This is a genomic window from Rhizobium sp. P1_C7 (assembly GCF_056406295.1).
This window is the reverse complement of sequence record NZ_JBFUAL010000015.1, coordinates 36,719-61,413: the sequence shown is the minus strand read 5'-3', so window position 1 is coordinate 61,413 and position 24,695 is coordinate 36,719. Positions and strand designations below refer to the sequence as shown.

Genomic DNA, 24,695 nt, shown 5'->3' with positions numbered 1-24,695 from the left:
AATGGCGCGCGAAGACACCGAAGACGCCATCATCGCCTACAAGTCCATCCTGGCGCAAATCATCGACAACAGGCCGTCCGGCACACGTCAGCGTCTGGCGACCGAGCTTGGCAAGCACCGCAGCTTTGTCACGCAGATCACCAGCCCGGGCTACGCGACACCGCTACCGGCGCGCCATCTCGCGACGATTTTCAGGGTCTGTCATTTCAGCGCCACCGAACAGGAGCGCTTTCTGGACGCCTACCAGAATGCGCACCCCGGAAAGCTGCCGGAACTCGGTCATTCGGATAAATTGCGGCACCTGTCCCTGATGGTGCCGGATTTCGGCGACGAACGACGCAACCGCCTGCTGGAGGAAGCTATTTCGGATCTCGTCCAGAAGATCGTCGCGATTTCGGGGGGGCCAGAATGACCGACAGAGCAAGAACCTCGGCCTAATCGGCCATGACGATCGCCGCCTTGGGAGGGGCTTGATGAAGAAGTTCATGAACACAGCGCAAACCATGGTCGCCGAAAGCGTCGAAGGCTTTGTGCGCGCCCATGAAGCCTTTGCCGTGTTCGGTGCGCAGCGCAAATGCGTCCGCCGCCGTGACCTGACCCCGGGAAAGGTCGCAGTCATCTCCGGGGGCGGCGCCGGCCATGAGCCTATGCATATCGGCTTTGTCGGCCGCGGCATGCTGGATGCTGCCTGCATCGGGCACATTTTCACGTCGCCGACCCCAAGCCAGATCATCGGTGCCATTGACGAAACGGACACGGGAGCCGGGTGCCTTCTCATCGTCAAGAATTACGACGGCGACGTCATGAACTTCGAGATGGCGATGGAGATGGTCGGCGACCGCCACAGGATCGAAATGGTCGTCGTCAGCGATGACATGGAAACGGCAAGGACCGGCGAAGGTCGCGGACGTCGCGGTGTTGCCGGCACGCTTGTCATTGAGAAGATCATCGGCGCTGCGGCGGAGCAAGGCATGTCACTTGAGCAGCTGAAGGCACTTGGAGATCGGTTGAATGGCAGGGTTCGATCAATGGGCGTGGCACTGGGCGGCGTTACCGTCCCGCAGACAGAGCGCCCGACGTTCTCGCTCGGGCCCGATGAAATGGAACTGGGCGTTGGCATTCACGGGGAGCCCGGCCACTCAAGAGAACCCTTCTGCCCGTCCGATGCCATTATCGAAAAGCTCTGCATGACCATCGCGGCTGACATCGCTGTGCCCGCCGGTGCCAAGGCGCTGTTGTTCGTCAATGGTCTCGGAAGCACCCCGCCGGCCGAGCTCTATGTCGCCTATAATGCTGCCCGCAATTTCATGGAGCAGCGTCAGATCCGCGTCGAGCGCTCGCTGGTTGGGACCTACGTCACCTCACTCGACATGCAGGGTCTGTCCGTCACCCTTGCCCTCTTGACCGACGAAGAGATAGCCCTGTGGGACCAGCCGGTCGCGACAGCAGCGCTTCACTGGGGCAACGACGCCTAGTCCAGGTCTGCCCCTACTTTCAGGCCGTCGTCTTTCGCTCAACCTCGTTTTCCTAGAAGGCGACCAGCACGGCACCGCCTGTCATTCCGGCGCCCGCAGCCGCCAGGAGAACCCGGTCATTACCGTCGAAGCGGCGTGCCTTGTTCGCAATCGAAAGCGAAAGCGGGATGGTCGCCGCCGACGAGTTTCCATATTCTGCGATCGTACTGACCGTCTTGGTCGACGCGATGCCCAGCCTTTCCCCGACCGCACTGAAGATGCGCGTGTTGGCCTGATGCGGAACGAAGCGCGTGATATCCCGCGGCAGGAGCCCCGCCTGGCCGAGCGCGCGCATGGAAGACGTCGCCATCATCTCGACGGCGCGAGAAAACACCTCACGGCCGTCCCGCATCGTCATCAGGCAATCCTCGGCGCTCAACCCCGGCTCAAACGGCCGGCTGCTGCCGCCGGCCGCGATCGAGATCAGGTCGTAGCCGCTCCCGTCGGCGATGAGGTCAACGCCACGCAGGCCCGCGTCCGGGTCGGTCGAGGGCGCCACAACGACAGCCCCTGCCGCATCCGCAAACAGCACCGAACTCGCCCGCTCGGCCGGATTGATGCGGCGGCTGAGGATATTTGCCGCGACAACGAGAACCGGTCGCCCCTGAGTTCGGACAAAGCCGTCAGCCAGCGTCAGCGCATAGAGAAAGCCAGCGCACGCGCCTGCAAGATCGATCGCCCCGGCATTGCGAAGACCAAGGCGGTGGGCGAGCAAGGGCGCCGACGGGGGTAGCAGATGATCGGGGGTAGAGGTTGCGAGCAAGGTCAGGGCAATGTCTGCGCGATCGACACCGGCGTCGTCCAGCGCGATGGCGCCGGCGCGCGCCGCAAGGCCGCTCAAGGTCTCGTCCTCCCTCGCCCAGTGCCTGTATCTGATGCCTGTCCGCTGTTCGATCCAACCGGGATCTAGACCAAGCGTGATCTCGATTTCGCGGCTGTCGACCCGACGCGCGGGAACGCTGTGTCCGAAGCCCACCAGCCGCGACGATCTGACGGTCATCATGCAGTTGCTCCGACCAAGGATGCCGCCTCGTCGATCGCATCATAGGCGTAATCAAGCTCGGCTGCCGTCACGCAATAGGGCGGCATGAGATAGATGACATTGCCAAGCGGTCGGACAAGCAGGCCGCGCTCTCGGAAAAAGGCGCGAAGTCGCGGGCCGACATCTGCCAGGTAGCCGCCGGCCCCGGTGTCGAGGTCGAGTGCGGCGATCGTGCCGATCTGTCGAACGTTCCGGAACCTCGTGTCGCAGTCGAAGCGTGACAGCCGCTCTCGATGCATGTCCGCCAGAGCCCTGACGCGCCCCAGCACAGGCTCGTTGCGCCAGATGCCGAGATTTGCGACCGCCGCAGCACATGCAATCGGATTGGCCGTGTATGAACTCGAATGGAAGAACGTCTTTCGCCGATCCGTCGAAAGATGCGCATCGAAAATTTCCCCGGTGGACAGCGTCGCCGCCAGCGGCAGCGCGCCTCCCGTCAGACCTTTGGACGTGCACAGTATATCGGGTGCCACACCTGCCTGTTCGCACGCAAAGACAGTTCCCGTGCGTCCCCAGCCGGTCATGACTTCATCGGCAATGAGGAGCGTTCCATGTCGCTCCGCGATCGTCTTCAAATCAGCAAGCAGCGATGGGGCAAGCAATCTCATGCCGCCCGCCCCGAGGATCAGCGGCTCGACCAGGAGTGCGGCCACGTCACCCGACCGGCAGACGCGCTCGAAGACGTCAAGCGTATCCTGCTCCCGACCCGGCTCGGGAAAGGGCAATCGATCGACGGCGAAAAGGAACGGCTCATAGGCGGCATTGAAGACACCGCGTTCTCCCGCAGACATCGTTCCGATCGTGTCCCCGTGATAGCCGTGCTCCATGACCGCGATACGATTGCGCGCCGTGCCCCTATTGGCAAAGAAACCCAGCGCCATCTTCAATCCGACCTCGACAGCGGTCGATCCGCTGTCTGAATAGAAGACATGCGCCAGGCCGGGCGGCGCAATGGCCACCAGTCCCTCGGCCAGTTCCTCGGCCGGAGCGTGCGTGTATTCCGCAAAGATCAGCTGGTCATAGTGCTCTGCGGCCGTCGCGATCGCCTTCATGATCGCAGGATGCCGATGGCCATGAGTGATCACCCACCAGGAGGAGATCGCATCGAGAATTCGCTTGCCGTCTTCGTCGATGAGGTAGGCGCCCTCGGTCTCGACGATCCGCCGCATCGGCGGCTCGAGCGCGTGCTGCGTGAAGGGGTGCCATACAGCCGAGCGGGTCATGCCAAACCCTCCATGAAGCGAGGGATGTCAAAGTTCTCGGCAAGAGCGCGGGCAAGTGCCTTCGGTGTCAGAGCGGGCAATCGCGGCAGCCGACCGAGGGTCCGCACGCCGCCAAACGCGGCGATGATCCGCTCGGTCTCGACGTTCTCGTCGCCGATGAAGGCAACGCCAAAGACGGGGATACGCCGGCTCCTCAGCGCCTCAAGCGACAGAAGCGTGTGGTTTATGGTCCCAAGCGTGGTTCTCGCGCATAGAATGACCGGGATCTTCCAGCGCGCAAACATGTCGGCGAGCAGCAGCCGGTCGTTCAGTGGCACGAGCAAGCCACCGGCGCCCTCGATGACCAGCGCTGCGTCGGTTTCGGGCGGCATCAGTCGCTCGGGATCGATCGAAATACGATCGATCCGTGCGGCGAGATGCGGTGAGGCCGGCGTCTTCAGCCTGTAGGCCTCAGGAAGAACGCGCATGGCAGGGACCGCACCAAGCCGCATGACGGCCTGGCTGTCGGTCTCGTCGTCCAGCCCCGATTGCACGGGTTTCCAGTAATAGCCCCCCAAGGCGTTGGTCAGGGCGGCGCTGAAGACCGTCTTGCCGATGCCGGTGTCTGTGCCGGTGACAACAAAACGCGGCGTCATGCGCGTTCCTCCGCAAGAACGGTTGCCAGGTTCTCGAACATCGCCGCGATCGTGTCGCTATCGACATTGAGAGTGATGGCAACCCTCAGCCGTGCCGTCCCTTCCGGCACCGTCGGTGGCCGGATTGCACGGATATCAAAGCCGGCTTCGCGCATGCGGGTGGCGATCCTGACCGCCCTGGCATTGTCACCGATCATGACCGGCAGAATCTGCGATCCACTTGGCGGCAAGCCGAGAACGCGCGTGAGCTCGGCGTTTGCGAACGTGCACCGCTCATCGAAGAAGGCGCGGCGCTGGGGCTCGTCGCCAAGAACGCACAACGCCTCGCGAACGCCGGCAGCCATCAGCGGCGATGGCGCCGTCGAATAGATGAAGCCGCGGGCGCGATTGACGAGATAGTCGCAGATGACGGCACTTGCCGACAGCAATGCACCGGAAACGCCGAGCGCCTTCCCGCATGTGTGGAGAGCGATGACATTTTCGCCCGCCGCGTGACCTGCCGCAAGGCCACGACCGCCTGGGCCAAGAACACCGGTCGCATGTGCTTCGTCGACGACAAGAAACGCGTCGTGCGCCTTGGCGATGCCCGCAAGCTCGGCAATTGGCGCACGGTCACCGTCCATCGAGTAGAGGCTCTCGACCGCGATCCAGGGTCGCCCCGTACCACCGGCACGACGAAAGGACGCAATCGCGTCGTCGAATGCGTGTGCGTCATTGTGCGGCACGGAGATCGCCGGGGCTTTGCTGGCGGTGATCCCCTCACGAGTGCTGGCGTGGATCAGCGCATCGTGAACGATGAGGTCCTCGCGTTGCGGCAGGGTCGAAAACAGGGCGACGTTCGCGCCATAGCCGCTGCCGAAATAGAGCGTCCTCTCGGCCCCGAAATAGGCAGCCGCTTCCGCCTCCAGTGCCTCGTGCTCGGGGTGGTTGCCGCGCAGCAGTCTCGATCCACCCGCCCCGACCGGCACACCGCGCTCAAGTGCTGCGGCGATCGCGTCCTTCAGGCGATCGGATCGGGCGAGGCCAAGGTAATCGTTCGAGGTGAAATCCAAGCCGGTTTGGGCGACCAGGGCACGGCCGCGACCCTTGCGTACAAGGCCGGCCAATGTCCTCTCGTATCGAGCAAGGCCGGCGCTACTCATTGCGCCGGCCCCAGTTCCATCGGCTTCAGACCGAGACGGCGGAACAAGGCGCTGTCATGGTCTTCGCCCGGATTGTCGGCTGTCAGCAAGGTGTCGCCGACGAAGATGGAGTTGGCGCCGGCAAGGAAGCAGAGCGCCTGCATCTCGTCGCTCATGTCCGTCCGACCCGCCGACAGGCGCACGTGAGACGTGGGCATCAGGATGCGCGCCAGTGCGATCGTGCGGACGAAATCGATCGGGTCGACCGGCTCGGCGTTGGCAAGCTTCGATCCCGGGATCGGGATCAGCATGTTGATCGGCACGCTCTCCGGAGGCACCGGCAGATTGGCGAGAGTGACCAGCATCGAGATGCGATCCTCGGTGGTCTCGCCCATCCCGAGGATGCCGCCGGCGCAGACCTTTATGCCCGCTTCGCGGACATTCGCCAGTGTTTCAAGACGGTCGGCAAAGCTGCGCGTCGTGATGATCTCGCTGTAGAACCGTTCCGACGTGTCGACATTGTGGTTGTAGTAGTCGAGGCCGGCGTCGGCCAGCGAAGCGGACTGGCCAGGTGTCAGCATGCCGAGCGTCATGCAGGTTTCAAGGCCCAGCGCCTTGACGCCGTGCACCATGGCGACGATCTGATCCATGTCCCGATCCTTCGGGCTGCGCCAGGCCGCTCCCATGCAATAGCGGGTGGCGCCAGCCTCCTTTGCCTTGCGAGCCTCGATCATCACACGCTCGACTTCCATCAATTTCGAGGCCTTGAGGCCTGTCGGATAGTGAGCCGACTGGCTGCAATATCCACAGTCCTCCGCACAGCCGCCGGTCTTGATGGACAGCAGTCGGCTCATTTGGATCGCATTTGGATCGAAGTTGGCGCGATGGATGGTCTGCGCACGGAAGAGGAGATCGTTGAACGGCAAATTATAGATAATACCCGCATTCTCGGTCGAACACGCGAGCGGATCAGCCGCTTCGGTCTGATCACGCAGGATTAATTCTGATGCTTCAAGCCGCATTCGCTATGCGCCTCCCCTGAATTTGATCACAATATAGATATGCATGTACTTTTATCTATAATTTTGCAAGATGGCAGACGGCGGAATAAACGCCCGTTTCCAGCGCCGCTATTTCGGGGGGCGGATCGGTTGACTTACGCCCTGCCGCGACCGAAAACGCTGGATACCCCGTGTTTGGACCGTGAACCCCTTATGGCAGACAAACGCCCCTCCCTTCCCCCGCTCAATGCGCTCAGAGCCTTCGATGCGTTGGCGCGGTGCGGAAGCCTTCGGGCGGCCGCGGCCGATCTCGGCGTCGTGCCGGGCGCCGTGCGCCAGCAGCTAGCGAGCCTTGAGGATCACTTCGGCGTCGCGCTTTTCAACAGGGAGAGCGGGCGCGTCAGCCTGAACGACACCGCCCGCCGCCTTGCAGACGCCATCGGAGTGGCATTTGCGATCATCGTGCGGGCAGCCGACGAGGTATCGTTCCAGCAACACCGGCTGCGACTGCGGCTCGGCGTCCCGATGCCGATGGCTTCCGCATGGTTCGTTGCACTTTTGCCGCGCATTCAGGCGGACATAAAGTCACTCGATATCGAGGTGGTGCCAGTTCCCGTCAGCGTCACGCTGTCGGACGCACCCGATATCGACGCCATCGTTGCAGGCGGCGAGTACCGGCCGCTGCCGGATATTTCGGCCACGCAGTTCATGGTCGACGAATTCGGCCCGGTCGCAAGTCCGCAGTCTGCCGCCAAGATATCCGCCGGCCTCGAAAAGGCGACAGCCATCATCGCCCGCGATGTCGGATACCTCTGGGACGACTGGTTTCGCGAAAGCGGGACCACACCCGTCCGCTTTCTGAAGCGCACCGAATTCGGCGACCTCGTGCTGGCGCTCAGCGCCGCCAAGGCCGGTCTGGGCTTCACAATCGCGCCGCGCGCGTCAGTCGAAGCGGAACTCGCCTCAGGCAGTCTGGTTGCACCATTCGGCTTCACAGCCCGGCCGGCCGGCTATCGGCTTTGCTGCCGGATTGCCGATCGCGACCGAAAGCCGATCGCTGCCTTGCGCGCCTGGCTGGTCGCGGAGGGAAGGGCAGCAAATCTGCCCCTCGCAGCATCATAATATCCCTATGCGACCCCGCTTCGCAGCCGGTAGAAGAAGCAGTTGCCGCAACGACGGCGATCGAGCGAAGGATGAAACGGAATGCTGCGTTGGGGAATTCTGGGGACGAGCTTCATCTCCAACACGATGGCCGATGCGATTTGCGCAAGTGACGGCTCCAGGCTCGACGCGGTCACTGGCCGTGATCCAGAGCGCCTTTTGACGTTCGCCAATCGGCATGCCGTTGCAAAAAGCTACGCCACGATCGATGCCCTCGTCGATGATCCCGAGATCGACGTCGTTTATGTCGGCCTGCCGAACAATATGCACCACGAAGCCGTGATCAAGGCAGCGCAACGCGGCAAGGCCGTGGTCTGCGAAAAATCCCTGGCGACAACGATGGCCGACGCTCAGGCTTTGGCGAGCGCAGTGCGGACATCGGACATCTTCTTTCTCGAAGGACTGATGTACCTCAACCATCCCGTCATCGCCGAGCTTGGCGCGATCATCCGATCGGGTCGCCTCGGCGCCATCCGCTCAATCGCAGGCCTCTACGCCGCCGATATCTGGAAGGTCGTCAACCCCAGGGGAAATGGCACGATCTACAATCTCGGCTGCTATCCGGCCTCGCTGCTGCACTACGTCATCCAGACGGCCTTTGGCCCCGATGCTTTCTCCAAGAGGGCCATGAGCGGTCACGGCAACCTCGCGTCCGGGGATCACACCATATGCGATGCTGCCCTGGCTGTTCGCTTCGGCACCGGTACGCTCGCGACACTGCAATCGACCGACAGCTTCGGCATGTCTTTCGACTTCACGGTTCGCGGCGACCTTGGCTCGGTAAGCTTCATCACGAACCCGTGGCTGCCGATTGCCGGCGACAATATCCTCACGCTCGAGGCGTATGGAAAAGAGCCCGAACACGTCCGGGTCCGGTCGGACGTCGACGCATTTGGCCACCAGGTTCGCGTTGTCGAACACTGCCTCACCCAGGGGCTCAAGCAGGCGCAACGCCCCTCGCCGCGCCTTGACGATTCGATCGAAATCATGCAGCTGCTCACCGACTGGGAAGACCTCTGCCAGGCCCCGTACAAGGCCGCGCAGCAGGTCGCTCGCTTGCTTTGAGATTTGTGCGAAGCACCGTCGGGTCGCCGCAGTAAAATCATCCCGATCGAGGTTGGTTCGCGCTACGCTGCCCCCTTCAGGATTGCCGAGAAGCGCGGGTCGAAGGCGCGACTGATGGGTTCGGCCGCAGCGCCGAGCGCGACCGCCCAGGGATTGGTCATGCCGAGCTGGAGGCGCGGAATGACACGGCCTGGACGATTGGAGATCGATGGCAGCAGCGGCTCCATCGCCGCGACAAGCCGGCGGGCAAGCGCTTCCGGGGCGCCGCAGCACAAGATGACCGTCTGCGGATCGAAGATGGTCTCGATGAGATGGACGCTCCAGCGCAGATCCATCGCGGCTTCCTCGATCCAGGAACAAACCCTGGCATCGCCTCTGGAGGCAAGATCGTTGATGGCCCCATAGAGCTCAGGGTCTGCGGGATCGATTCCCAAGTGCTGATAGAGCGAGGCAAGGGATGCACGATGTTCGAGCGGCGCGGAGCGTCCGCCAGGAGACAAGAGCGCCATGCCGATTTCACCGGCGTTGCCGTTTGCACCGCTGTACAGTTCCCCCCCGAGGATCAGGCCGGCGCCGATACCATAGCCGAGATAGAGGCACACGGCGTGATCAAGCCCGTGTGCGGCGCCGACCATTCGCTCGGCCGTCGCACAGGCGGCCGCATCGTTCTGGAGCCCGACCTCGAGCCCCGTCCCCGCAGCCAGCATCTCCAGCAGCGGAAACCTCTGCCACGCAGCCATCATCCAGGGATCATCGGCGCTTGCCTCGACGCCGAAGGGACCGGGCATCGCAGCGCCGAGACCAACAAGACGCCGCTCCGATTGACTGGCCCGCTTTGCAAGATCACGCCTGACAGTCTCCACCAGGTCGAGAATGACCTTGATGCCACTCGATGGGCCGTCCGGTGGCAGGTTCGCTTCCGCGCGCGTCAGAATATTGCCCATGAGATCGACGGCCAGCGCCCTGGTGGTGTGCCGATCGATCTGAAGGCCGATCGCAAAGGCGCCTTCGGGCACAAGACCATAGGGGGTCGACGGTTGGCCTCTTCCCTTTCTGACGACGTCCTGTGAGCTGACCAATCCATCCTGCTCCAGTTCATCGATGATGTTGGAAACGGTCTGCTTGGTCAGTTTCGTCGCTCGCGCGAGATCCGCACGTGAAAGCGCGCCGTTCATTCGCAGCGCGTCGATCATCACGCGCCGGTTATGGGCGCTGGTGCCTTCATGGTTGGTGCCGCTCTTGGCCCGGATCGGGCGCGTTTCGTTCATGTGCAATTCCCTCTTGACACCAATAGAATATTGAAGAACAAATAAGTCAAGACAATTGACTTAATAAGGAACCGAAGAGTTCCAGGGAACGCAGCGGGCCGGAACGGCTCCGACGACGCTCCGAATTTCGGCAGCCGGCAGACCGGGTGCCTCTTCGACAGCCGGTGCGACGCACAGCCGCCTCGGAAAAATGCGTGAATGTCAAAAAACTGGAGGCTGGAATGTTGAAATCCTTAAACAAGACACTGCTCGGTGCGGCTCTGCTCGGCGCGTCATTCGCGCCGCATGCCTTTGCCGAAACCACGATCAATGCGCTGTTCATGGCACAGGCGGCCTATAGCGAGGCCGATGTCCGCGCCATGACGGATGCATTCAGCAAGGCAAACCCCGACGTCAAGGTAAACCTGGAATTCGTTCCCTACGAGGGCCTGCACGACAAGACGGTGCTGGCTCAGGGCTCGGGCGGTGGCTACGATGTCGTCCTGTTCGATGTGATCTGGCCCGCTGAATACGCGAGCAACAAGGTTCTGGTCGATGTTTCCTCGCGCATCTCCGACGACACGAAGAAGGGTGTCCTGCCCGGCGCCTGGACGACCGTTGAGGCCGACGGCAAGTACTACGGCATGCCTTGGATTCTGGACACCAAATACCTGTTCTACAACAAGGAAATTCTGGAAAAGGCTGGAATCAAGACCCCGCCGAAGACCTGGGACGAGCTGACCGAACAGGCCAAGATCATCAAGGACAAGGGTCTGCTGGCCACCCCGATCGCCTGGAGCTGGTCGCAGGCAGAAGCCGCGATTTGCGATTACACGACGCTCGTCAGCGCCTACAAGGGTGACTTCCTGAAAGACGGCAAGCCCGCCTTCCAGACGGGTGGCGGTCTCGATGCGCTGAATTACATGGTATCCAGCTATAAATCGGGCCTGACCAACCCGAACTCCAAGGAATTCCTGGAAGAGGACGTCCGTAAGGTATTCCAAAACGGTGACGCGGCCTTCGCGTTGAACTGGACCTACATGTACAACATGGCAAACGACCCCAAGGACAGCAAGGTGGCTGGCAAGGTAGGCGTCGTGCCCGCGCCGGGCGTTGCCGGAAAGAGTGAAGCATCCGCCGTCAACGGTTCGATGGGCCTTGGCATCACGTCGGCAAGCAATCATCCCGATGAGGCCTGGAAGTATATCGCCTTCATGACCTCGCAGGCCACGCAGAATCAATATGCCAAGCTCAGCCTGCCGATCTGGGCGTCTTCCTATAACGACCCTGCCGTCACCAAGGGCCAGGAAGAGCTGATCTCTGCCGCCAAGATCGGTCTCGCCGCCATGTATCCGCGCCCGACGACACCAAAGTATCAGGAGCTCTCGACTGCCCTTCAGCAGGCAATCCAGGAGTCCCTGCTCGGCCAGTCTTCACCGGAAGATGCGCTGAAGTCCGCTGCCGAAAACAGCGGCCTCTGAGCAACGAACCGCCAGGCGGCCGCAAGCGCCGCCTGGCCTTCATGTCCATACCGATGAATTGAGAGGGCGCCCGATGTCCGGCACCTGGATGACAACCCGTGCGTGGCTTTTGATGTTGCCCCTGCTCGTGGTCATGATAGCCGTCATCGGATGGCCGTTGATCGATACCGTCAGCCTGTCCTTCACCGACGCCAAGCTCGTCGGCACACAAGGCAGCTTCGTCGGCATAGACAATTACGTGAAGATGATCTCCGGCTCGAATTTCCAACGCACGCTCGTCACCACCGCCTGGTTTGCGATCGCCTCCGTAGCCGCTGAAATGGTGATCGGTGTTCTCGCTGCCCTTCTTCTCAACCAGAACTTTGTCGGCCGCGGCGTGCTGCGTGCCCTGATGATACTCCCCTGGGCCCTGCCAACCGTCGTCAACGCAACGCTTTGGCGCTTGATCTACAATCCTGAATACGGTGCGCTCAATGCGGCGCTGACGCAGATCGGCCTGATCGACGCCTATCGCTCATGGCTCGGAGAGCCCGGCACCGCGCTCGCGGCCCTGATCGTTGCCGATTGCTGGAAGAATTTTCCGCTGGTCGCCCTGATTGCTCTGGCCGCCCTGCAGGCGGTTCCGCGTGATATCACCGCAGCGTCGCTGGTCGATGGTGCCGGACCATTTTCGCGCTTCCGCTTCGTCATCCTGCCCTATCTCGCCGGTCCGTTGATGGTCGCACTCGTTCTGCGCACGATCGAAGCATTCAAAGTGTTCGATATCATCTGGGTCATGACGCGGGGCGGGCCGGCCAACAGCACGCGAACGCTGTCGATACTCGTCTACCAGGAAGCCTTTTCCTTCCAGCGGGCCGGGTCCGGCGCCTCGCTTGCGCTCGTCGTCACGCTCCTGGTCACCGTCCTTGCTGCGGCCTACGCTGCCCTTGTCCGCAAGACCGCAGGGAGTGCCGCCTGATGGAACGCAGGGGTCCTGTTTTCACCGTCTTCATCTACTTTTGCGCGCTGCTTCTCGCCGCCGTCATCTTGGCGCCGATCCTGTGGCTCTTCATCATGAGCATCTCGCCGGCTGCCGACCTTGCCGCAAAGCCGCTTCGCTGGTGGCCGCAGTCGATGGATTTTTCCCGCTATGGGGTGCTGCTCTCGACGCTGGAAAACAGCGCAGGCGCCGCCTTCACCGCGTCACTCAGAAACAGCATCGAAGTGGCCGGCATGGCGACGATCGCCGCCATCGCGCTTGCCATTCCCGCCGGCTGGGCAGTCTCGCGCACGCCGTCTGTCGGCTGGTCGCTGACGATGGTGATCGCCACCTATATGCTGCCGCCTGTGGCGCTGGCCGTGCCCCTCTATATGGGCCTCTCGCACCTCGGCATGCTGAACAACGTCTTCGGGCTCGCCCTCGTCTATCTGACGATCCTGGCGCCGTTCACGACCTGGTTGATGAAATCGGGCTTTGATTCCATCCCGAAGGAGATCGAGGCAGCAGCAATGATCGATGGCGCGGGCCTCTTCCAGACCTTGAGGATCATCACGCTGCCGCTCGCCATGCCCGTTGTCGCAACGTCGGCGCTGTTTGCCTTCCTGCTTGCCTGGGATGAATTCTTCTATGCGCTGCTGTTCACCTCCGACCAGCGCGCCAAGACACTCACGGTTGCCATCGCCGATCTCGCCGGCGGCCGTGTCTCCGACTACGGACTGATCGCGACCGCGGGTGTGCTGGCCGCCCTGCCACCGGTGTTGGTCGGACTCGTCATGCAACGCGCCCTGATCTCGGGGCTGACCAGCGGCGGCGTAAAGGGATGAACATGACCGAGCAAAAGACACGACCCGCCGGCCTTCTCGCCATCGATCGGGAGATGGCGCGTCAACATCAGGACGCGCTGACCTCCTACAACGCTGCAAGGGCGACAGCAGGGACCATCGCGACCTCGCTGCGCAAGACAGGCGCGCTGCTCCTGCTCGGCATGGGTGGGTCGCACGCCGTCGGCCGCGCCGTCGAGCCGCTCTACCGCGCGCTCGGCATCGATACGATCGCGTTGCCGCTGTCCGAACAATTGGGGCAGCCATTGTCACTCGTCGACCGAACCGTGCTCATCACATCCCAGTCCGGCGAGAGCGCCGAGGTGGTGCGCTGGTTCAACGAAACCGGCGGCAATCCGGACACGTTCGGGCTGACCTTGGAGGGCGGATCGTTCCTTGCGCGCACCGTCACCTCGCTGACGGGCGCCGGTGGCACGGAACTGGCGTTCGCCGCAACCCGCAGCCTCACCGTCACCTTCGCGCTGCACCTCGCCATTCTGGCGGCCCTGGGAGAAGATCCGGCCGGTGCTCTGGCGGCCCTCGCCACGCCCGAGCAACCAGACATCGCACCGGCGCTTTCGGCACTGGCCGATGTCGCAACCGTCGTCACATCCGGACGCCGCCTGCAGGGCGTTGCAGAAGCGCTTGCGCTCGGATTGACCGAACTGTCGCGGCTCCCCTGCTTTTCACTGGAAGGGGGTCAGCTGAGGCACGGCCCGATGGAAATGCTCGGCCCCAGGATTGGCGTTGTCCTCTTCCGGGCAAACGACAATACCCGCAGCCTGGTCACGGCAATGGCGGTTTCCGCTGTCGGGACCGGGGCTCCCGTCGTGGTGTTTGATGCCTCAAGCGAGGAGCCTGTCGCCGGAACGGTCACGATCCGCTTCAAGCCGGCGACCGGCCTTGCCGCGATATTGGCGATGCTTCCTGCGGCGCAGCGTCTGATGATCGAATTTGCCGATGCTCGCGTCGACAATGCCGGCACGCCGGTACGCTCGACCAAGATCACACGGAGCGAATGAATGCGACCGCTCGCCGTTATTGGCAACGTCAACGTCGATCTCATTCTCGGCCCCGCGGCACCGTGGCCGAAGGCGGGCACCGAGATCATCGTCGATCATGACGAATTGCGTGTTGGAGGTGCAGCCGGCAACAGCGCGCTTGCCTGGGATGGCCTCGGCGTCGATTTCCAGATCGCGGCCAATGTCGGCAACGACCAGTTTGGCCGCTGGCTAAGCGAGACATTCGGATCGCGCGCCGAAAAATGGCCGGTGCGGCCGGAGACAACGACGCTCTCCGTTGGCATCACACATCCGGACGGCGAGCGCACCTTCTTCACGACCCGCGGCCACCTGCCCCGTTTCAGCCTCGCCGACGTTTTCGCCGTCGTCGATGGCTCGAAAATGTCGGGCGGCTATGCCCTTCTGTGCGGCGCCTTCCTGACTGACGATCTGACGCGTGACTACGATGCGTTCTTCGACTGGGCCGACAAGCACAAGATCACGGTGGCACTCGATACCGGCTGGCCGCTCGACGGCTGGACGCCAGACAATTGCAGCGCCACGCGCAACTGGCTTTCGCGCTGTGGGATTGCTCTTCTGAACGAAGTCGAGTCGACCACGCTCGCCGGCCTTGACGATCCTGTCGAGGCAGCACGCGAAATCAGGTCTCATATGCCAGATGGCGCTGTTGTCGTAGTCAAGCGCGGTCCCGATGGGGCTGTCGGCATCGGGTCGGACGGTCAGGCGACCTCTGTTTGCGCCTCGAAGGTCAAGGTCGTCGACACGATCGGCGCCGGCGACGTCTTCAATGCAGCCTTTCTCGCCGCCCTCGCCGAGGACAAGCCGATCGCAGCCTGCCTTTCGGCAGGTTGCGACGTCGCCTCGCGTGCCATTTCCACCCTTCCCCGCAGCTATGACAGACCGGCGGCTTCCGAGGAGACCAATCGATGAGCGCGCTCGAGATCCAGAACATTCGCAAGACCTATGGTGAGGTGGAGACGCTGAAAGGCATCGACATCGCTCTCCAAAGCGGCGAGTTCCTGGTGTTGCTGGGGTCGTCAGGTTGTGGCAAGTCGACGCTGCTGAATATCATTGCCGGCCTCGCCGATGCAACCAGCGGCGACGTGCGCATCGGCAATCGCTCCGTCCTTGGCGTGCACCCGAAAGACCGCGACATCGCCATGGTCTTCCAGTCCTATGCGCTCTATCCGAACCTGACCGTTCACCGCAACATCGGCTTTGGCCTCGAGATGCGCAAGGTGCCGGCTGAAGAACGCAACACGGCAGTGCGCGACGCCGCCAGGCTCTTGCAGATCGAGGGCCTTCTTGACCGCAAGCCGGGACAACTTTCTGGCGGTCAGCGCCAGCGCGTCGCGATCGGCCGAGCCCTGGTGCGCAAGCCGGAGGTCTTTCTCTTCGACGAGCCGCTGTCCAATCTCGATGCCAAGCTGCGCATGGAGATGCGCACCGAACTCAAGCGCCTGCACCAAATTCTGAAGACGACGGTCGTCTATGTGACGCACGACCAGATCGAGGCGATGACGCTCGCAACCCGGATCGCCGTCATGAAAGACGGGCGCATCGAGCAGCTCGGTACTCCCTCCGAAATCTATGACCGGCCAGCAACCCTCTATGTCGCGACCTTTGTTGGCGCCCCGCCGATGAACCTCCTGAAGGCGACGGTAGAAAACGGTAGCCTGAAGATCGATGGAACAGAGTGCCTGGTGCCGCTTCCTTCCGAGTTCATCGAAAAGCTAGCAGAAGGCCGAAAGCTGATACTCGGCATCCGCCCGGAAACGTTGCGCGTGGACGGCTCCGGCAGTTCGATCGCCGTGCGATGCGATGTCGCCGAACTGACCGGCCCCGAACTCGTTGTCACGGCGTTCCTCGCAGAACAACGCCTCATGGCCAGCCTGCCGCCACGCACGCTCCTGAGCGCCGGGCAGGAACTGGCGCTCGTCTTCGATCCCGAGGCAATCCACCTCTTCGATCCCGAAACAGGACTGCGGTGCAGCTGACGCTCAGGCCAGCGCGCGGGCCGCGATAGAGCGGTCCATCGCGTCAAAGGAAAAGGCGGCGGTCGGAAGCTTCGTGCCGCCTTCAAGCGCCAGATCTGCCAGGATCTCACCGACGACGCTGGTAAACTTGAAACCGTGACCGGAGCACGGTGAGGCCACGACGACATTTCGGTTGCCCGGCAAGAGGTCCAGCAGAAAGTCCTCGCTCGGCAGCATCGTATAGCGACATGTCGTGGCGTTCACCCGCAGACCTGCCGCAGCTGGCACGCGTTTCGCTATGAAACCGTCGAGCAGAGCCGTGTCGGCCTCATTGACCGGAGGATTGAGCCGGTTGGGATCGATCGGTTCCCGAAAATGGGCATGCCGGCCCACCTTGACGCCGTCGACCCCAATCGCCGGAAACCCGAAGTAGGAGCCCCCAGCACCTTCATCGCGGAGAAAACACGGCATGCGTTGCGGTTCTGTCGCAAAGCCATTGGCCGGTTGATACCAGGCGACGACCTGGCGGATCGGAACGGCGTGGCCCTTGAGGTGCGGGACAAGCTCCGCAATCCACGAACCGGTCGCAACAACGACCTTCCTCGCCCGATAACGGCCTGTGGCCGACTGGACCGTCACGCCACCATCATCGGGTTCGATCGCCAACACGCGCTCGCCGAAATGGAGGACGGCTCCATCTCCTGCCGCAAGCTTCAGATATCCCATGACAGCCGCCTCCGGCCGGAGATATCCGCCTTGCGGATCAAACACTGCTACATCACCGTCATCGAGTTGAAAGGCAGGAAACCGGGCTGCCATATCCGCCTTGTCGAGGAGGTCGTGCGGCAGGGCGTGCATCTCGCATGACGCCCGCGTACCGCTGACGATCTTGCTGTCGGGAGCACCGATCTGCAGGACGCCGGTGATGGTCAGGATGTCGGTACGAAGCCTCGCCTCCAGCGAGCGCCAGTTCCTGTAGGCACGCTCAAGGAGCGGCACGTAGGACGGGTCCTCAAAGTAGCCCATCCGGATCAGACGGCTGTCTCCATGCGAGGAGCTCAAGGCGTGCGCCGGAAAATAGGCATCGATACCGATCGCCTTGACGCCGCGTGCCGAAAGAAATGCGAGCGCTGCGCTGCCCATCGCACCGAGGCCGATCACGGCAACATCAAACTGGGTGGTCATTTCCTTCTCCTTCAGGCGGCAGCTGGCGGCGGGGTTTCCTGCAACAGTGTCCGCAACCTCTCAATATCGTTGGAAAGCGGTCGATCGTCTTGATAATGCGCAACCGCCTTGCGGGTGAGCGTATGAATGGCGTCCGTACCTTGTGCACGCGACCCGGACCCGACCAGGAAATCGTGAGCCTGGGCCGCAGCCATCAGCTCTATCGCCAGAATGTATTCGGCGTTGTCGATCACCGAGAGCAGCTTGTTTGCCGCAGCCGTCGGGTGGGCAAGGAAGTCCTCCTGCAAGGCGGACGTCACCCCGCCGTCGGTGGAAGCCGGTGCGGCAAGCCGCCGGTTCTCATTGGCGAGGGTCGCTGCCGTATACTGGGCGATCATGAATCCGGAATTGCTGCCGGCATCGCTGGCAAGGAATGGCGGCAGGCCACTGACCAGCGGGTTGATCAGCCGATCCATGCGCCTCTCGCTCATGGCCGAAATCTGCGCCAGCGCGACTGCCAGACTATCGGCTGCCTGCGCAAGCGCTGGAGCAACCGCATGAGCCTCCGACGAGACAATCGGGCTTTCGGGCGTTCCCGACACCGCGGGATTGTCCGTCACCGATGCGAGCTCCCGATCGACCACTGCTGCCGATGTGTCGAACACGTCACGGGCCGCACCATGGGCGTGCGGTATCGACCGCAGGCTGAGCGCATCCTGCGTACGCCGCCCCACCGCAGCGGCGACAAGACCACTGCCTGTCAGGCGAAGGCGCAACGAGGCACCGACCTGTGCGATGCCTCGCGAGGGGCGAAGCGCAAGCACGGCCTCGTCGAACGCGGCCATCTGGCATCCAGCCGCCTCAAGCGTCAGCGCGCCGATCGCATCCGCCCAGTCAAGGAGCTGTTCGGCCCTTGCCAGGGCGATGCTCGCCAAACCGGTGGCACAAGCCGTGCCGTTGACCAGACTGAGCCCTTCCTTGGCGCCCAGCACCAGGGGCTTGAGGCCGATCGAAACCAATGCGTCGCGGCCGCTCATCCGCCTGCCTGCAACGCGGGCGCTGCCTTCGCCGATCAGGACGAGTGCCGTATGGGCGTTGTGTGTCAGATAGCCTGCCGAACCTCGCGACGGCACGTCCGGAATGCAATCTTTCGCCAGAAACGCCGCGAGGTGGTGCAGGATGTCTGGCCGTACACCGGAATGGCCGTGGGCAAAATTGGCAATCTGCGCCGCGATGATCGCGCGCACTTCGCGTGGCGCCAAGAGATCGCCTACGCCGCAGGCATGGCTGAGGATAATGTTTCGCGACAACCGGCTTTGCGAGGCACGATCGATGACCGTATCGGACAAAGCCCCGACACCGGTATTGATGCCGTAGGCACGGATACCTTTTTCAACGATGCGCTCGACGATGCGGCTGGCATTGTCGACGCGTGCCCATGCCGCAGGCGAGAGAGCAAGCGCATGCCCTGCCCCGACCCGCGCCACATCGCGCCAGCCGAGCGTGGTCTCGATGGTAACCTTCATTGTCCGCTTCCAAAATGGCCGATGAACTGGCGAAACGCCGGCGATCCGCCGCCGCCGAACATCTCATCGGGCGTTCCACTGCTCTCCACAAGGCCCTCCTTCATGAAGACAACACGGTTGGAGACATTGCGGGCGAAGCTCATCTCATGGGTGACGACGAGCATCGTCATGCCTTCCTCGGCAAGCGCGCGCATGACGCGCAGCACCTCACCGACAAGTTCCGGATCGAGCGCCGAGGTTGGCTCGTCGAACAGCATGACCTTGGGCTTCATGGCAAGCGCGCGCGCGATCGCTGCGCGCTGCTGCTGGCCGCCCGACAGGTGCGCCGGATAGGCATGGCGCTTGTCGGCAATGCCAACCTTCTCCAGCAGTGCTTCGGCCTCGGCAATGGATTCGGCGCGCGATCGCTTCAGAACGTGAACCGGACCTTCAATGACGTTTTGCAGGATCGTCATGTGGGACCAGAGGTTGAACGACTGGAACACCATTCCGAGTTCAGAGCGGATGTGGTCCACCTGCTTCTGGCTCGCCGGCCGGGTCCTGCCGCCCTTGTGCACCATGCGGATCTCTTCGCCATCCACCCAAATCTCGCCGTCGCTCGCGGTCTCGAGGAGATTGATGCAGCGAAGGAACGTCGATTTGCCCGAGCCGGATGCACCGAGCAGGGAAATGACATCGCCATCCTGGGCATCGAGAGAGATGCCGCGCAGGACTTCGTGTGTCCCGAAGCTCTTGCGGATGTTGCGAACGGAAAGTCGTGTGACACCTGGCATGAAAGCTCCAATCGTGGTCGTTTCGCAGCTACGCTTTCAGCGCCGGCGGGGCGGCGCGGCGATGTCGCGAGAGCGAGTATTCCAGCAAGGACATGGCCTGCAGGATGATGAAGTTGAGAACGAGATAGATGACGGCGGCGCAGAGGAAGACTTCCATTGTCCGGTAAGTCTGCGAAATCAGACGCTGCGCCACTCCGGTGACTTCCCAGACGGTCACGAGGCTGGCGAGCGCCGTTGATTTCATCATCAGCACGATCTCGGTCGAGTAGGCCGGCAGCGCGTGACGGAAGGCAATCGGTGCCAGAATGCGGCGAACGAGGAGCGGGCCGGACATGCCGATCGAGCGTGCCGCCTCGATCTCGCGCGGCGAGACCGCGCGAATGCCGCCGCGAAAGATCTCGGCCGAATAGCCGGCGGTGCACAGTGCCAGCGACAGGACCGCGCAGACGAAGGGCTCGCGCAGGAACGGCCAGAGGAACGAGTAGCGGATGAACCCGAATTGACCCAGGCCGTAAAACACCAGGAACATCTGGATCAAGAGCGGCGAACCGCGGAAGATGAAGATGTAGCCCTTGGCGATCGCCGCAAGCACCGGATTGCCCCCGATGCGCATCCATACGATCAAAAGCCCGAGAATGCCGCCGAAGAAGACCGCAAGGGAAAACAGCGCCAAGGTCATCGGAACGGCCTTGAGCAGGGTCATCATGGTCTGGGTGAGAAATGCAAAATCCATTCTACGATCCTCAAGCCTTGCCCATGGCCGCAGTCGGCATGCTGCGGTTTGCCCGTCGCTCTGCTCCGTTGAAGACGCGATCGGACAGGCTGGTCAAAATGAGATAGAGCGCGCCGCCGACGATGAAGAAGAGGAAGTACTGCCGCGTGGAGCCTGCTGCGACCTGGCTGGTACGCATCAACTCGGCAAGGCCGGTGACCGAGATCAGCGCGGAATCCTTGAGACTGAGCTGCCAGACATTGCCGAGGCCCGGAATGGCAAGGCGCAGGACCTGCGGAATGATGATGCGACGAAAACGCAGGCTTTGCGGCATGCCGATCGCCGAAGCAGCCTCCAGCTCGCCCTTCGATATTGCCTGAAAGGCACCGCGAAACACCTCTGCCTGGTAGGCGCCGGAAATGATGCCGACCGCCAGTGCGCCGGCGAGGAATGACGGCAGGCCGAGGAAACCCTCGTAACCCATCGCTTTGCCCATGGAGGTGATCGCAGACGAGCCGCCGAAGTAGATGAGATAGATGATCAGGAGTTCCGGCACGCCGCGAAAGACGGTCGTGTATATGTTGCCCAGCGTTGCGAGAAGGACGTTTCCGGACAATTTGGCGGCGGCGATCCCCGCGCCAAGTACGGCTCCGATTGCGAGCGCGGTCGCCGTGACGCAAAGCGTCATCAATGCCGCAAGAAGGAGCAGCGCACCCCATCCAGTCGAGCCGAATCCAATCAATTGCAGTGTTGCCATACCCGTGTCCCCGCGCCCGCCAGTCTCTCGACGGTGTCAGAATAGCATGCGGTCCCCGGCAGAAAAGCCGGAGACCGGGACCGCCGGCTTTCGCCGGTCGAGCGTTATTGCGGGCTGACGTCGACCTTGAACCACTTCATCGAGAGGTTCTTCACTGTGCCGTCGGCAAGTGCCGATTTGATTGCCTCGTTGAACTTGTCGCGCAGATCGGTATCGGCCTGGCGAATGCCAAGGCCTTCGCCCTCACCCCAGATCGAGCCGACGATTTCGGGACCGGTAAATGCGAGTGTATCGTTTGCGGACTGGAATGCATTGGCGAAATAAACGGCATCGTCGAAGCCGAGATCAATACGGCCGCTCTGCAAGTCGAGATCGCGGTCGGCACCGGTCTTGTATTCCCGGATATCAGCGATATCGCCGAAATTGTCATAGACGAACTTCGCGTAAACCGTGGCCGCCTGGATGCCGATGGTCTTGCCCTTGAAGGCTTCCTTGAGTGCGTCGATTTCCTTCACGCCGGTCTGGCCTGGCGTCATCTTGATCGTTGCGCCAGTGCCGGCTGCACTCGCCAGGGGGCTATCCTTGGCGGTCGCAAACGCTGCAGGCGTTGCAGCGTAGGGGATGGTAAAGCCGATGACTTTCTTGCGATCCTCGGTGATCGACAGCGCATCCATGATCACATCGAACTTGCCGGCGTTGAGCGCCGGGATCATGCCGTCCCAATCGGATGCGACGAGCTTGCAATCGATCTTGGCGCGCTCGCAGAGCACCTTGGCAAGCTCGGGCTCGAAACCGCCGAGCGATCCATCGGCATTGGTCATGTTCCAGGGTGCATAGGCACCCTCAAGCGTGATCGTGGCAGTCGTCCAATCCTTTGCAGCAACCGGGGCCGCAAAGACGGAGAGCGCCATGGCGCCGGAAAGAAGCAGTGTGCTGAATTTCATTGAAGGATCTCCTCTGAAGTTACAATTGGCCTTTCGGCTCGATCGACCGGTCTGCGCCGGCTTGCCTGCCACGCACTTCAAAGAAGTTGATCGACAGGTTGTATAGGGTACCATATGAGATATTTTATGATATGCAAGGGGAAAGTCGGTTTATCGGGCGAATTCCGTTCGTGCAAAAGGAATAGGCAATGAAGCGTCCTGGAGAGATGAAGCGTGAGTTGGCCCAGAACGATACCGCACCGCTCTATGCTGGTGTCAAGCAGATGATTCTTGACCGCATCCACAGCGGCGAGTGGCCGCCCAAATACCGCGTGCCCTCGGAGAACGAATTGGTCAGCGAGCTTGGCGTCAGCAAGATGACGGCCAATCGCGCCCTGCGGGAACTCGCAACAGAGGGAGAGCTTGTGCGCATCCAGGGCGTCGGCTCATTTGTTGCCGAGCGCAAGGGCTATTCGGCGCTGTTTGAGGTGCGCAACATCGCCGACGAAATCGCTGAGCGCGGCCACACGCACGAGGCTTCGGTCGTCATCCTTGCCCAGGAAGCCGCTTCACCGGAGGTTGCCGACGCGCTTGAGCTCGATATCGCGGCACCCGTCTTCCACTCGCTGATCGTCCACAGCGAAAACGGCGTGCCAGTCCAGATCGAAGACCGCTTCGTCAATCCGGCCGCCGCGCCGGACTACCTTTCCCAGGACTTCTCGTCGCTCACGCCCAACGTCTATCTGACGGCTGCCGCACCACTCAGCGGCTCCGAACACATCGTGGAGGCTGCCATGCCTCAGGCCTGGGAATGCAAATTGCTGACGATACTGAGGAGCGAACCTTGCCTGACGATCCGCCGCCGAACATGGTCGGAGCGGCATGTCGTCTCCACCGCACGGCTCGTCTATCCCGGTTATCGCTACCGCCTGGAGACCCGGAGCGGTAGAGTTTTCGAGGAATGAGCAACCTCAGTTGTATATGGGACTTAGGCCTGATGGCGGTTCAGCCGACGTCCGCAGCCATCCGCTTCCTCGCCGCTTTGGAGCGGCGCGGTTTTCGTGGCGACGGCGCGTGGGAGCGCCAGACTTCCGGGGGCTCACCAACGCCCTCAAGCGGCATCCGGGCGATGGAGCGTCTTCACCTCCAGGAAGTCTTCAAGGCCGAACATCCCGCCCTCGCGTCCGTTTCCTGATTGCTTATAGCCGCCGAAGGGGCTGCCGTAGCGGTGCGGCGCACCATTGATATGGACCATGCCCGCGCGAAGCCGCGAAGCGACGCGCTCTGCGCGCGCCGGATCACCGGTCTGCACATAGGCGGCGAGGCCGTAGCTGGTGTCGTTGGCGATCGCGATCGCCTCCTCTTCGGTGTCGAACGGCATGATCGCCAGCACCGGACCAAACACCTCTTCGCGCGCAATGCGCATCGAGTTGTCAACATCGGCGAAGATGGTCGGCTTGACGAAATAGCCGGTCTCAAAGCCGTCCGGCTTGCCGGCACCGCCAACAAGCGTTCGCGCACCTTCGGCAATCCCGGCTTTGATCAACGCTTGCACGCGTTTGAACTGCACGTCGCTGACCAGCGGCCCGATATGCGTTCCCGCTTCGGCCGGGTTGCCGACCACGACCTCGCGGCCCACGCGCTCGGCGATCTCAACCGCCCTCGCATAGACCGACCTCTGAACCAAGAGCCGCGTCGGTGCATCGCAGGACTGGCCGGAGTTGTTGAAGCATTCGAGAACGCTGCCAGTGATCCGCTCCTCAAGATCGGCGTCCTCGAAGACGATATTCGGAGACTTGCCGCCAAGCTCCAGCGTGACGCGCTTGACTGTTTCAGCCGCATCCTTGCTGACCGCGATGCCGGCACGCGTCGAGCCGGTAAACGACATCATATCGACGTCCCGGTGCCGTGACAGTGCAGCACCCGCATGGACGCCGTCGCCGTTGACAAGATTGAAAACGCCTGCGGGCAAGCCCGCCTCATCGATCATCTCGGCATAGAGCAATGCGCTCAGCGGCGTAAACTCGGAGGGCTTCAACACACAGGTCGAACCCGTGGCCAGGGCCGGGATAACCTTCAGCGCGATCTGGTTGATTGGCCAGTTCCATGGCGTAATGAGGCCGCAGACGCCGATCGGTTCGCGCAACAGCACGTCGCCGTTGCCAAGCACCTCGCGCGTCTCCAGGCGCTTCAGGGCGTCAATGAAGCCTTGCAGATGGCCGACGCCGACGTCGGCTTGCTGCTCGCAGCTCATGGTGATCGGCGCCCCGAGTTCCAGCGTGATCGTCTGCGCCATCTCGTCATAGCGACGCTTGTAGATCGAGAGGAGTGCCTCCAGCAGCGCCAGGCGCTCTTCGACGCTCGTGCGGCTATAGCTCGCAAACGCCGTTTTCGCAGCCGCAACCGCCCGGTCGATATCGGCGGCTGTCCCCATGGATATGACGGCCACGGGCTGCTCGGTCGCCGGGTTCAGGACTTCAAGGTCATTTTCGGCAAGAGGGGCTACCCATTCACCGTTGATATAGAATTTCCGCTTGTCGAGCATTGGGTGC

24 protein-coding genes are annotated in these 24,695 nt (G+C 62.3%); 11 read left to right on the top strand and 13 right to left on the bottom strand.

Features of this window, described 5'->3' with window-relative positions:
• The first annotated feature begins 1 nt into the window (after position 1).
• Together AC1D2R_RS21970 and AC1D2R_RS21965 are read left to right on the top strand one after the other, a co-directional pair.
• Positions 2–412 (top strand): hypothetical protein, encoded by a 411-nt coding sequence (locus tag AC1D2R_RS21970; RefSeq protein WP_477970436.1) that lies wholly within the window; start codon positions 2–4, stop codon positions 410–412.
• A gap of 61 nt (positions 413–473) precedes the next feature.
• Positions 474–1,475 carry a dihydroxyacetone kinase subunit DhaK gene (locus AC1D2R_RS21965; RefSeq protein WP_477970434.1) on the top strand — a complete coding sequence of 334 codons (1,002 nt, stop codon included), beginning with the start codon at positions 474–476 and terminating at the stop codon, positions 1,473–1,475.
• 52 nt (positions 1,476–1,527) lie between these two features.
• Here the strand turns inward: AC1D2R_RS21965 and AC1D2R_RS21960 are convergent, their stop codons facing one another.
• From AC1D2R_RS21960 to bioB, 5 genes are read right to left on the bottom strand one after another with little or no spacing between them, the layout of a single operon-like run.
• Entirely contained in the window at positions 1,528–2,517 is a 990-nt protein-coding gene (locus AC1D2R_RS21960) for a beta-ketoacyl-ACP synthase III (protein ID WP_477970433.1), read from the bottom strand.
• The gene (locus AC1D2R_RS21955) at positions 2,514–3,779 is read right to left on the bottom strand and encodes an adenosylmethionine--8-amino-7-oxononanoate transaminase (RefSeq protein WP_477970431.1); all 1,266 of its coding nucleotides are present in this window, start codon (positions 3,777–3,779) and stop codon (positions 2,514–2,516) included. The genes AC1D2R_RS21960 and AC1D2R_RS21955 overlap by 4 nt, the downstream gene beginning before the upstream one ends.
• The gene (gene bioD / locus AC1D2R_RS21950; RefSeq protein WP_477970429.1) at positions 3,776–4,414 is read right to left on the bottom strand and encodes a dethiobiotin synthase; all 639 of its coding nucleotides are present in this window, start codon (positions 4,412–4,414) and stop codon (positions 3,776–3,778) included. Before bioD ends, AC1D2R_RS21955 begins: the two co-directional genes overlap by 4 nt.
• Positions 4,411–5,556 carry an 8-amino-7-oxononanoate synthase gene (locus AC1D2R_RS21945; RefSeq protein ID WP_477970427.1) on the bottom strand — a complete coding sequence of 382 codons (1,146 nt, stop codon included), beginning with the start codon at positions 5,554–5,556 and terminating at the stop codon, positions 4,411–4,413. Before AC1D2R_RS21945 ends, bioD begins: the two co-directional genes overlap by 4 nt.
• Positions 5,553–6,557: a biotin synthase BioB gene (gene bioB, locus AC1D2R_RS21940; RefSeq protein WP_477970425.1), complete on the bottom strand. Its 1,005-nt coding sequence runs from the start codon at positions 6,555–6,557 to the stop codon at positions 5,553–5,555. The genes AC1D2R_RS21945 and bioB overlap by 4 nt, the downstream gene beginning before the upstream one ends.
• Positions 6,558–6,749: 192 nt before the next feature.
• Here bioB and AC1D2R_RS21935 point away from each other — a divergent pair, with 192 nt between their 5' ends.
• Both AC1D2R_RS21935 and AC1D2R_RS21930 read left to right on the top strand, forming a co-directional pair.
• Entirely contained in the window at positions 6,750–7,658 is a 909-nt protein-coding gene (locus AC1D2R_RS21935) for a LysR substrate-binding domain-containing protein (RefSeq protein WP_477970423.1), read from the top strand.
• An 81-nt stretch (positions 7,659–7,739) separates the two neighbouring features.
• A complete protein-coding gene (locus AC1D2R_RS21930; RefSeq protein ID WP_477970421.1) occupies positions 7,740–8,762 on the top strand; it encodes a Gfo/Idh/MocA family protein in 1,023 nt (340 codons plus the stop codon).
• Positions 8,763–8,824: 62 nt separating this feature from the next.
• Here AC1D2R_RS21930 and AC1D2R_RS21925 read toward each other — a convergent pair whose 3' ends face one another.
• Positions 8,825–10,030, bottom strand: a complete 1,206-nt coding sequence (locus AC1D2R_RS21925) for an ROK family transcriptional regulator (RefSeq protein ID WP_477970419.1) — start codon at positions 10,028–10,030, stop codon at positions 8,825–8,827.
• A gap of 221 nt (positions 10,031–10,251) precedes the next feature.
• Between AC1D2R_RS21925 and AC1D2R_RS21920 the strand changes: the two genes are divergently transcribed.
• From AC1D2R_RS21920 to AC1D2R_RS21895, 6 genes are all read left to right on the top strand, one after another.
• The gene (locus tag AC1D2R_RS21920) at positions 10,252–11,490 is read left to right on the top strand and encodes an extracellular solute-binding protein (protein ID WP_477970417.1); all 1,239 of its coding nucleotides are present in this window, start codon (positions 10,252–10,254) and stop codon (positions 11,488–11,490) included.
• A 73-nt stretch (positions 11,491–11,563) separates the two neighbouring features.
• Complete coding sequence (locus AC1D2R_RS21915) at positions 11,564–12,448, top strand: carbohydrate ABC transporter permease (protein ID WP_477970415.1); 885 nt, start codon at positions 11,564–11,566, stop codon at positions 12,446–12,448.
• Positions 12,448–13,293 (top strand): carbohydrate ABC transporter permease, encoded by an 846-nt coding sequence (locus AC1D2R_RS21910; protein ID WP_477970413.1) that lies wholly within the window; start codon positions 12,448–12,450, stop codon positions 13,291–13,293. The genes AC1D2R_RS21915 and AC1D2R_RS21910 overlap by 1 nt, the downstream gene beginning before the upstream one ends.
• A complete protein-coding gene (locus AC1D2R_RS21905; protein WP_477970411.1) occupies positions 13,290–14,312 on the top strand; it encodes an SIS domain-containing protein in 1,023 nt (340 codons plus the stop codon). The genes AC1D2R_RS21910 and AC1D2R_RS21905 overlap by 4 nt, the downstream gene beginning before the upstream one ends.
• Positions 14,313–15,242, top strand: coding sequence for a PfkB family carbohydrate kinase (locus tag AC1D2R_RS21900; protein ID WP_477970409.1), 930 nt, complete (start codon positions 14,313–14,315; stop codon positions 15,240–15,242).
• On the top strand, positions 15,239–16,309 hold the full coding sequence (locus AC1D2R_RS21895; RefSeq protein WP_477970407.1) for an ABC transporter ATP-binding protein: 1,071 nt from the start codon (positions 15,239–15,241) through the stop codon (positions 16,307–16,309). The genes AC1D2R_RS21900 and AC1D2R_RS21895 overlap by 4 nt, the downstream gene beginning before the upstream one ends.
• Before the next feature lie 3 nt (positions 16,310–16,312).
• Here AC1D2R_RS21895 and solA read toward each other — a convergent pair whose 3' ends face one another.
• The 6 genes from solA to AC1D2R_RS21865 form a co-directional block, all read right to left on the bottom strand.
• Positions 16,313–17,473 carry an N-methyl-L-tryptophan oxidase gene (gene solA / locus AC1D2R_RS21890; protein WP_477970405.1) on the bottom strand — a complete coding sequence of 387 codons (1,161 nt, stop codon included), beginning with the start codon at positions 17,471–17,473 and terminating at the stop codon, positions 16,313–16,315.
• 11 nt (positions 17,474–17,484) lie between these two features.
• Positions 17,485–18,978, bottom strand: coding sequence for an HAL/PAL/TAL family ammonia-lyase (locus AC1D2R_RS21885; protein ID WP_477970403.1), 1,494 nt, complete (start codon positions 18,976–18,978; stop codon positions 17,485–17,487).
• Complete coding sequence (locus AC1D2R_RS21880; RefSeq protein WP_477970401.1) at positions 18,975–19,751, bottom strand: ABC transporter ATP-binding protein; 777 nt, start codon at positions 19,749–19,751, stop codon at positions 18,975–18,977. The genes AC1D2R_RS21885 and AC1D2R_RS21880 overlap by 4 nt, the downstream gene beginning before the upstream one ends.
• A 28-nt stretch (positions 19,752–19,779) precedes the next feature.
• Complete coding sequence (locus tag AC1D2R_RS21875; protein WP_477970399.1) at positions 19,780–20,484, bottom strand: ABC transporter permease; 705 nt, start codon at positions 20,482–20,484, stop codon at positions 19,780–19,782.
• Positions 20,485–20,494: 10 nt separating this feature from the next.
• Positions 20,495–21,220, bottom strand: a complete 726-nt coding sequence (locus AC1D2R_RS21870) for an ABC transporter permease (RefSeq protein ID WP_477970397.1) — start codon at positions 21,218–21,220, stop codon at positions 20,495–20,497.
• A gap of 104 nt (positions 21,221–21,324) precedes the next feature.
• Positions 21,325–22,164 carry a transporter substrate-binding domain-containing protein gene (locus AC1D2R_RS21865; RefSeq protein WP_477970395.1) on the bottom strand — a complete coding sequence of 280 codons (840 nt, stop codon included), beginning with the start codon at positions 22,162–22,164 and terminating at the stop codon, positions 21,325–21,327.
• Between the two features lie 188 nt (positions 22,165–22,352).
• Between AC1D2R_RS21865 and hutC the strand changes: the two genes are divergently transcribed.
• Positions 22,353–23,108, top strand: coding sequence for a histidine utilization repressor (gene hutC / locus AC1D2R_RS21860; protein WP_477970393.1), 756 nt, complete (start codon positions 22,353–22,355; stop codon positions 23,106–23,108).
• A 146-nt stretch (positions 23,109–23,254) separates the two neighbouring features.
• Here the strand turns inward: hutC and AC1D2R_RS21855 are convergent, their stop codons facing one another.
• Positions 23,255–24,688 (bottom strand): aldehyde dehydrogenase family protein, encoded by a 1,434-nt coding sequence (locus AC1D2R_RS21855; RefSeq protein WP_477970391.1) that lies wholly within the window; start codon positions 24,686–24,688, stop codon positions 23,255–23,257.
• Positions 24,689–24,695: the final 7 nt, after the last annotated feature.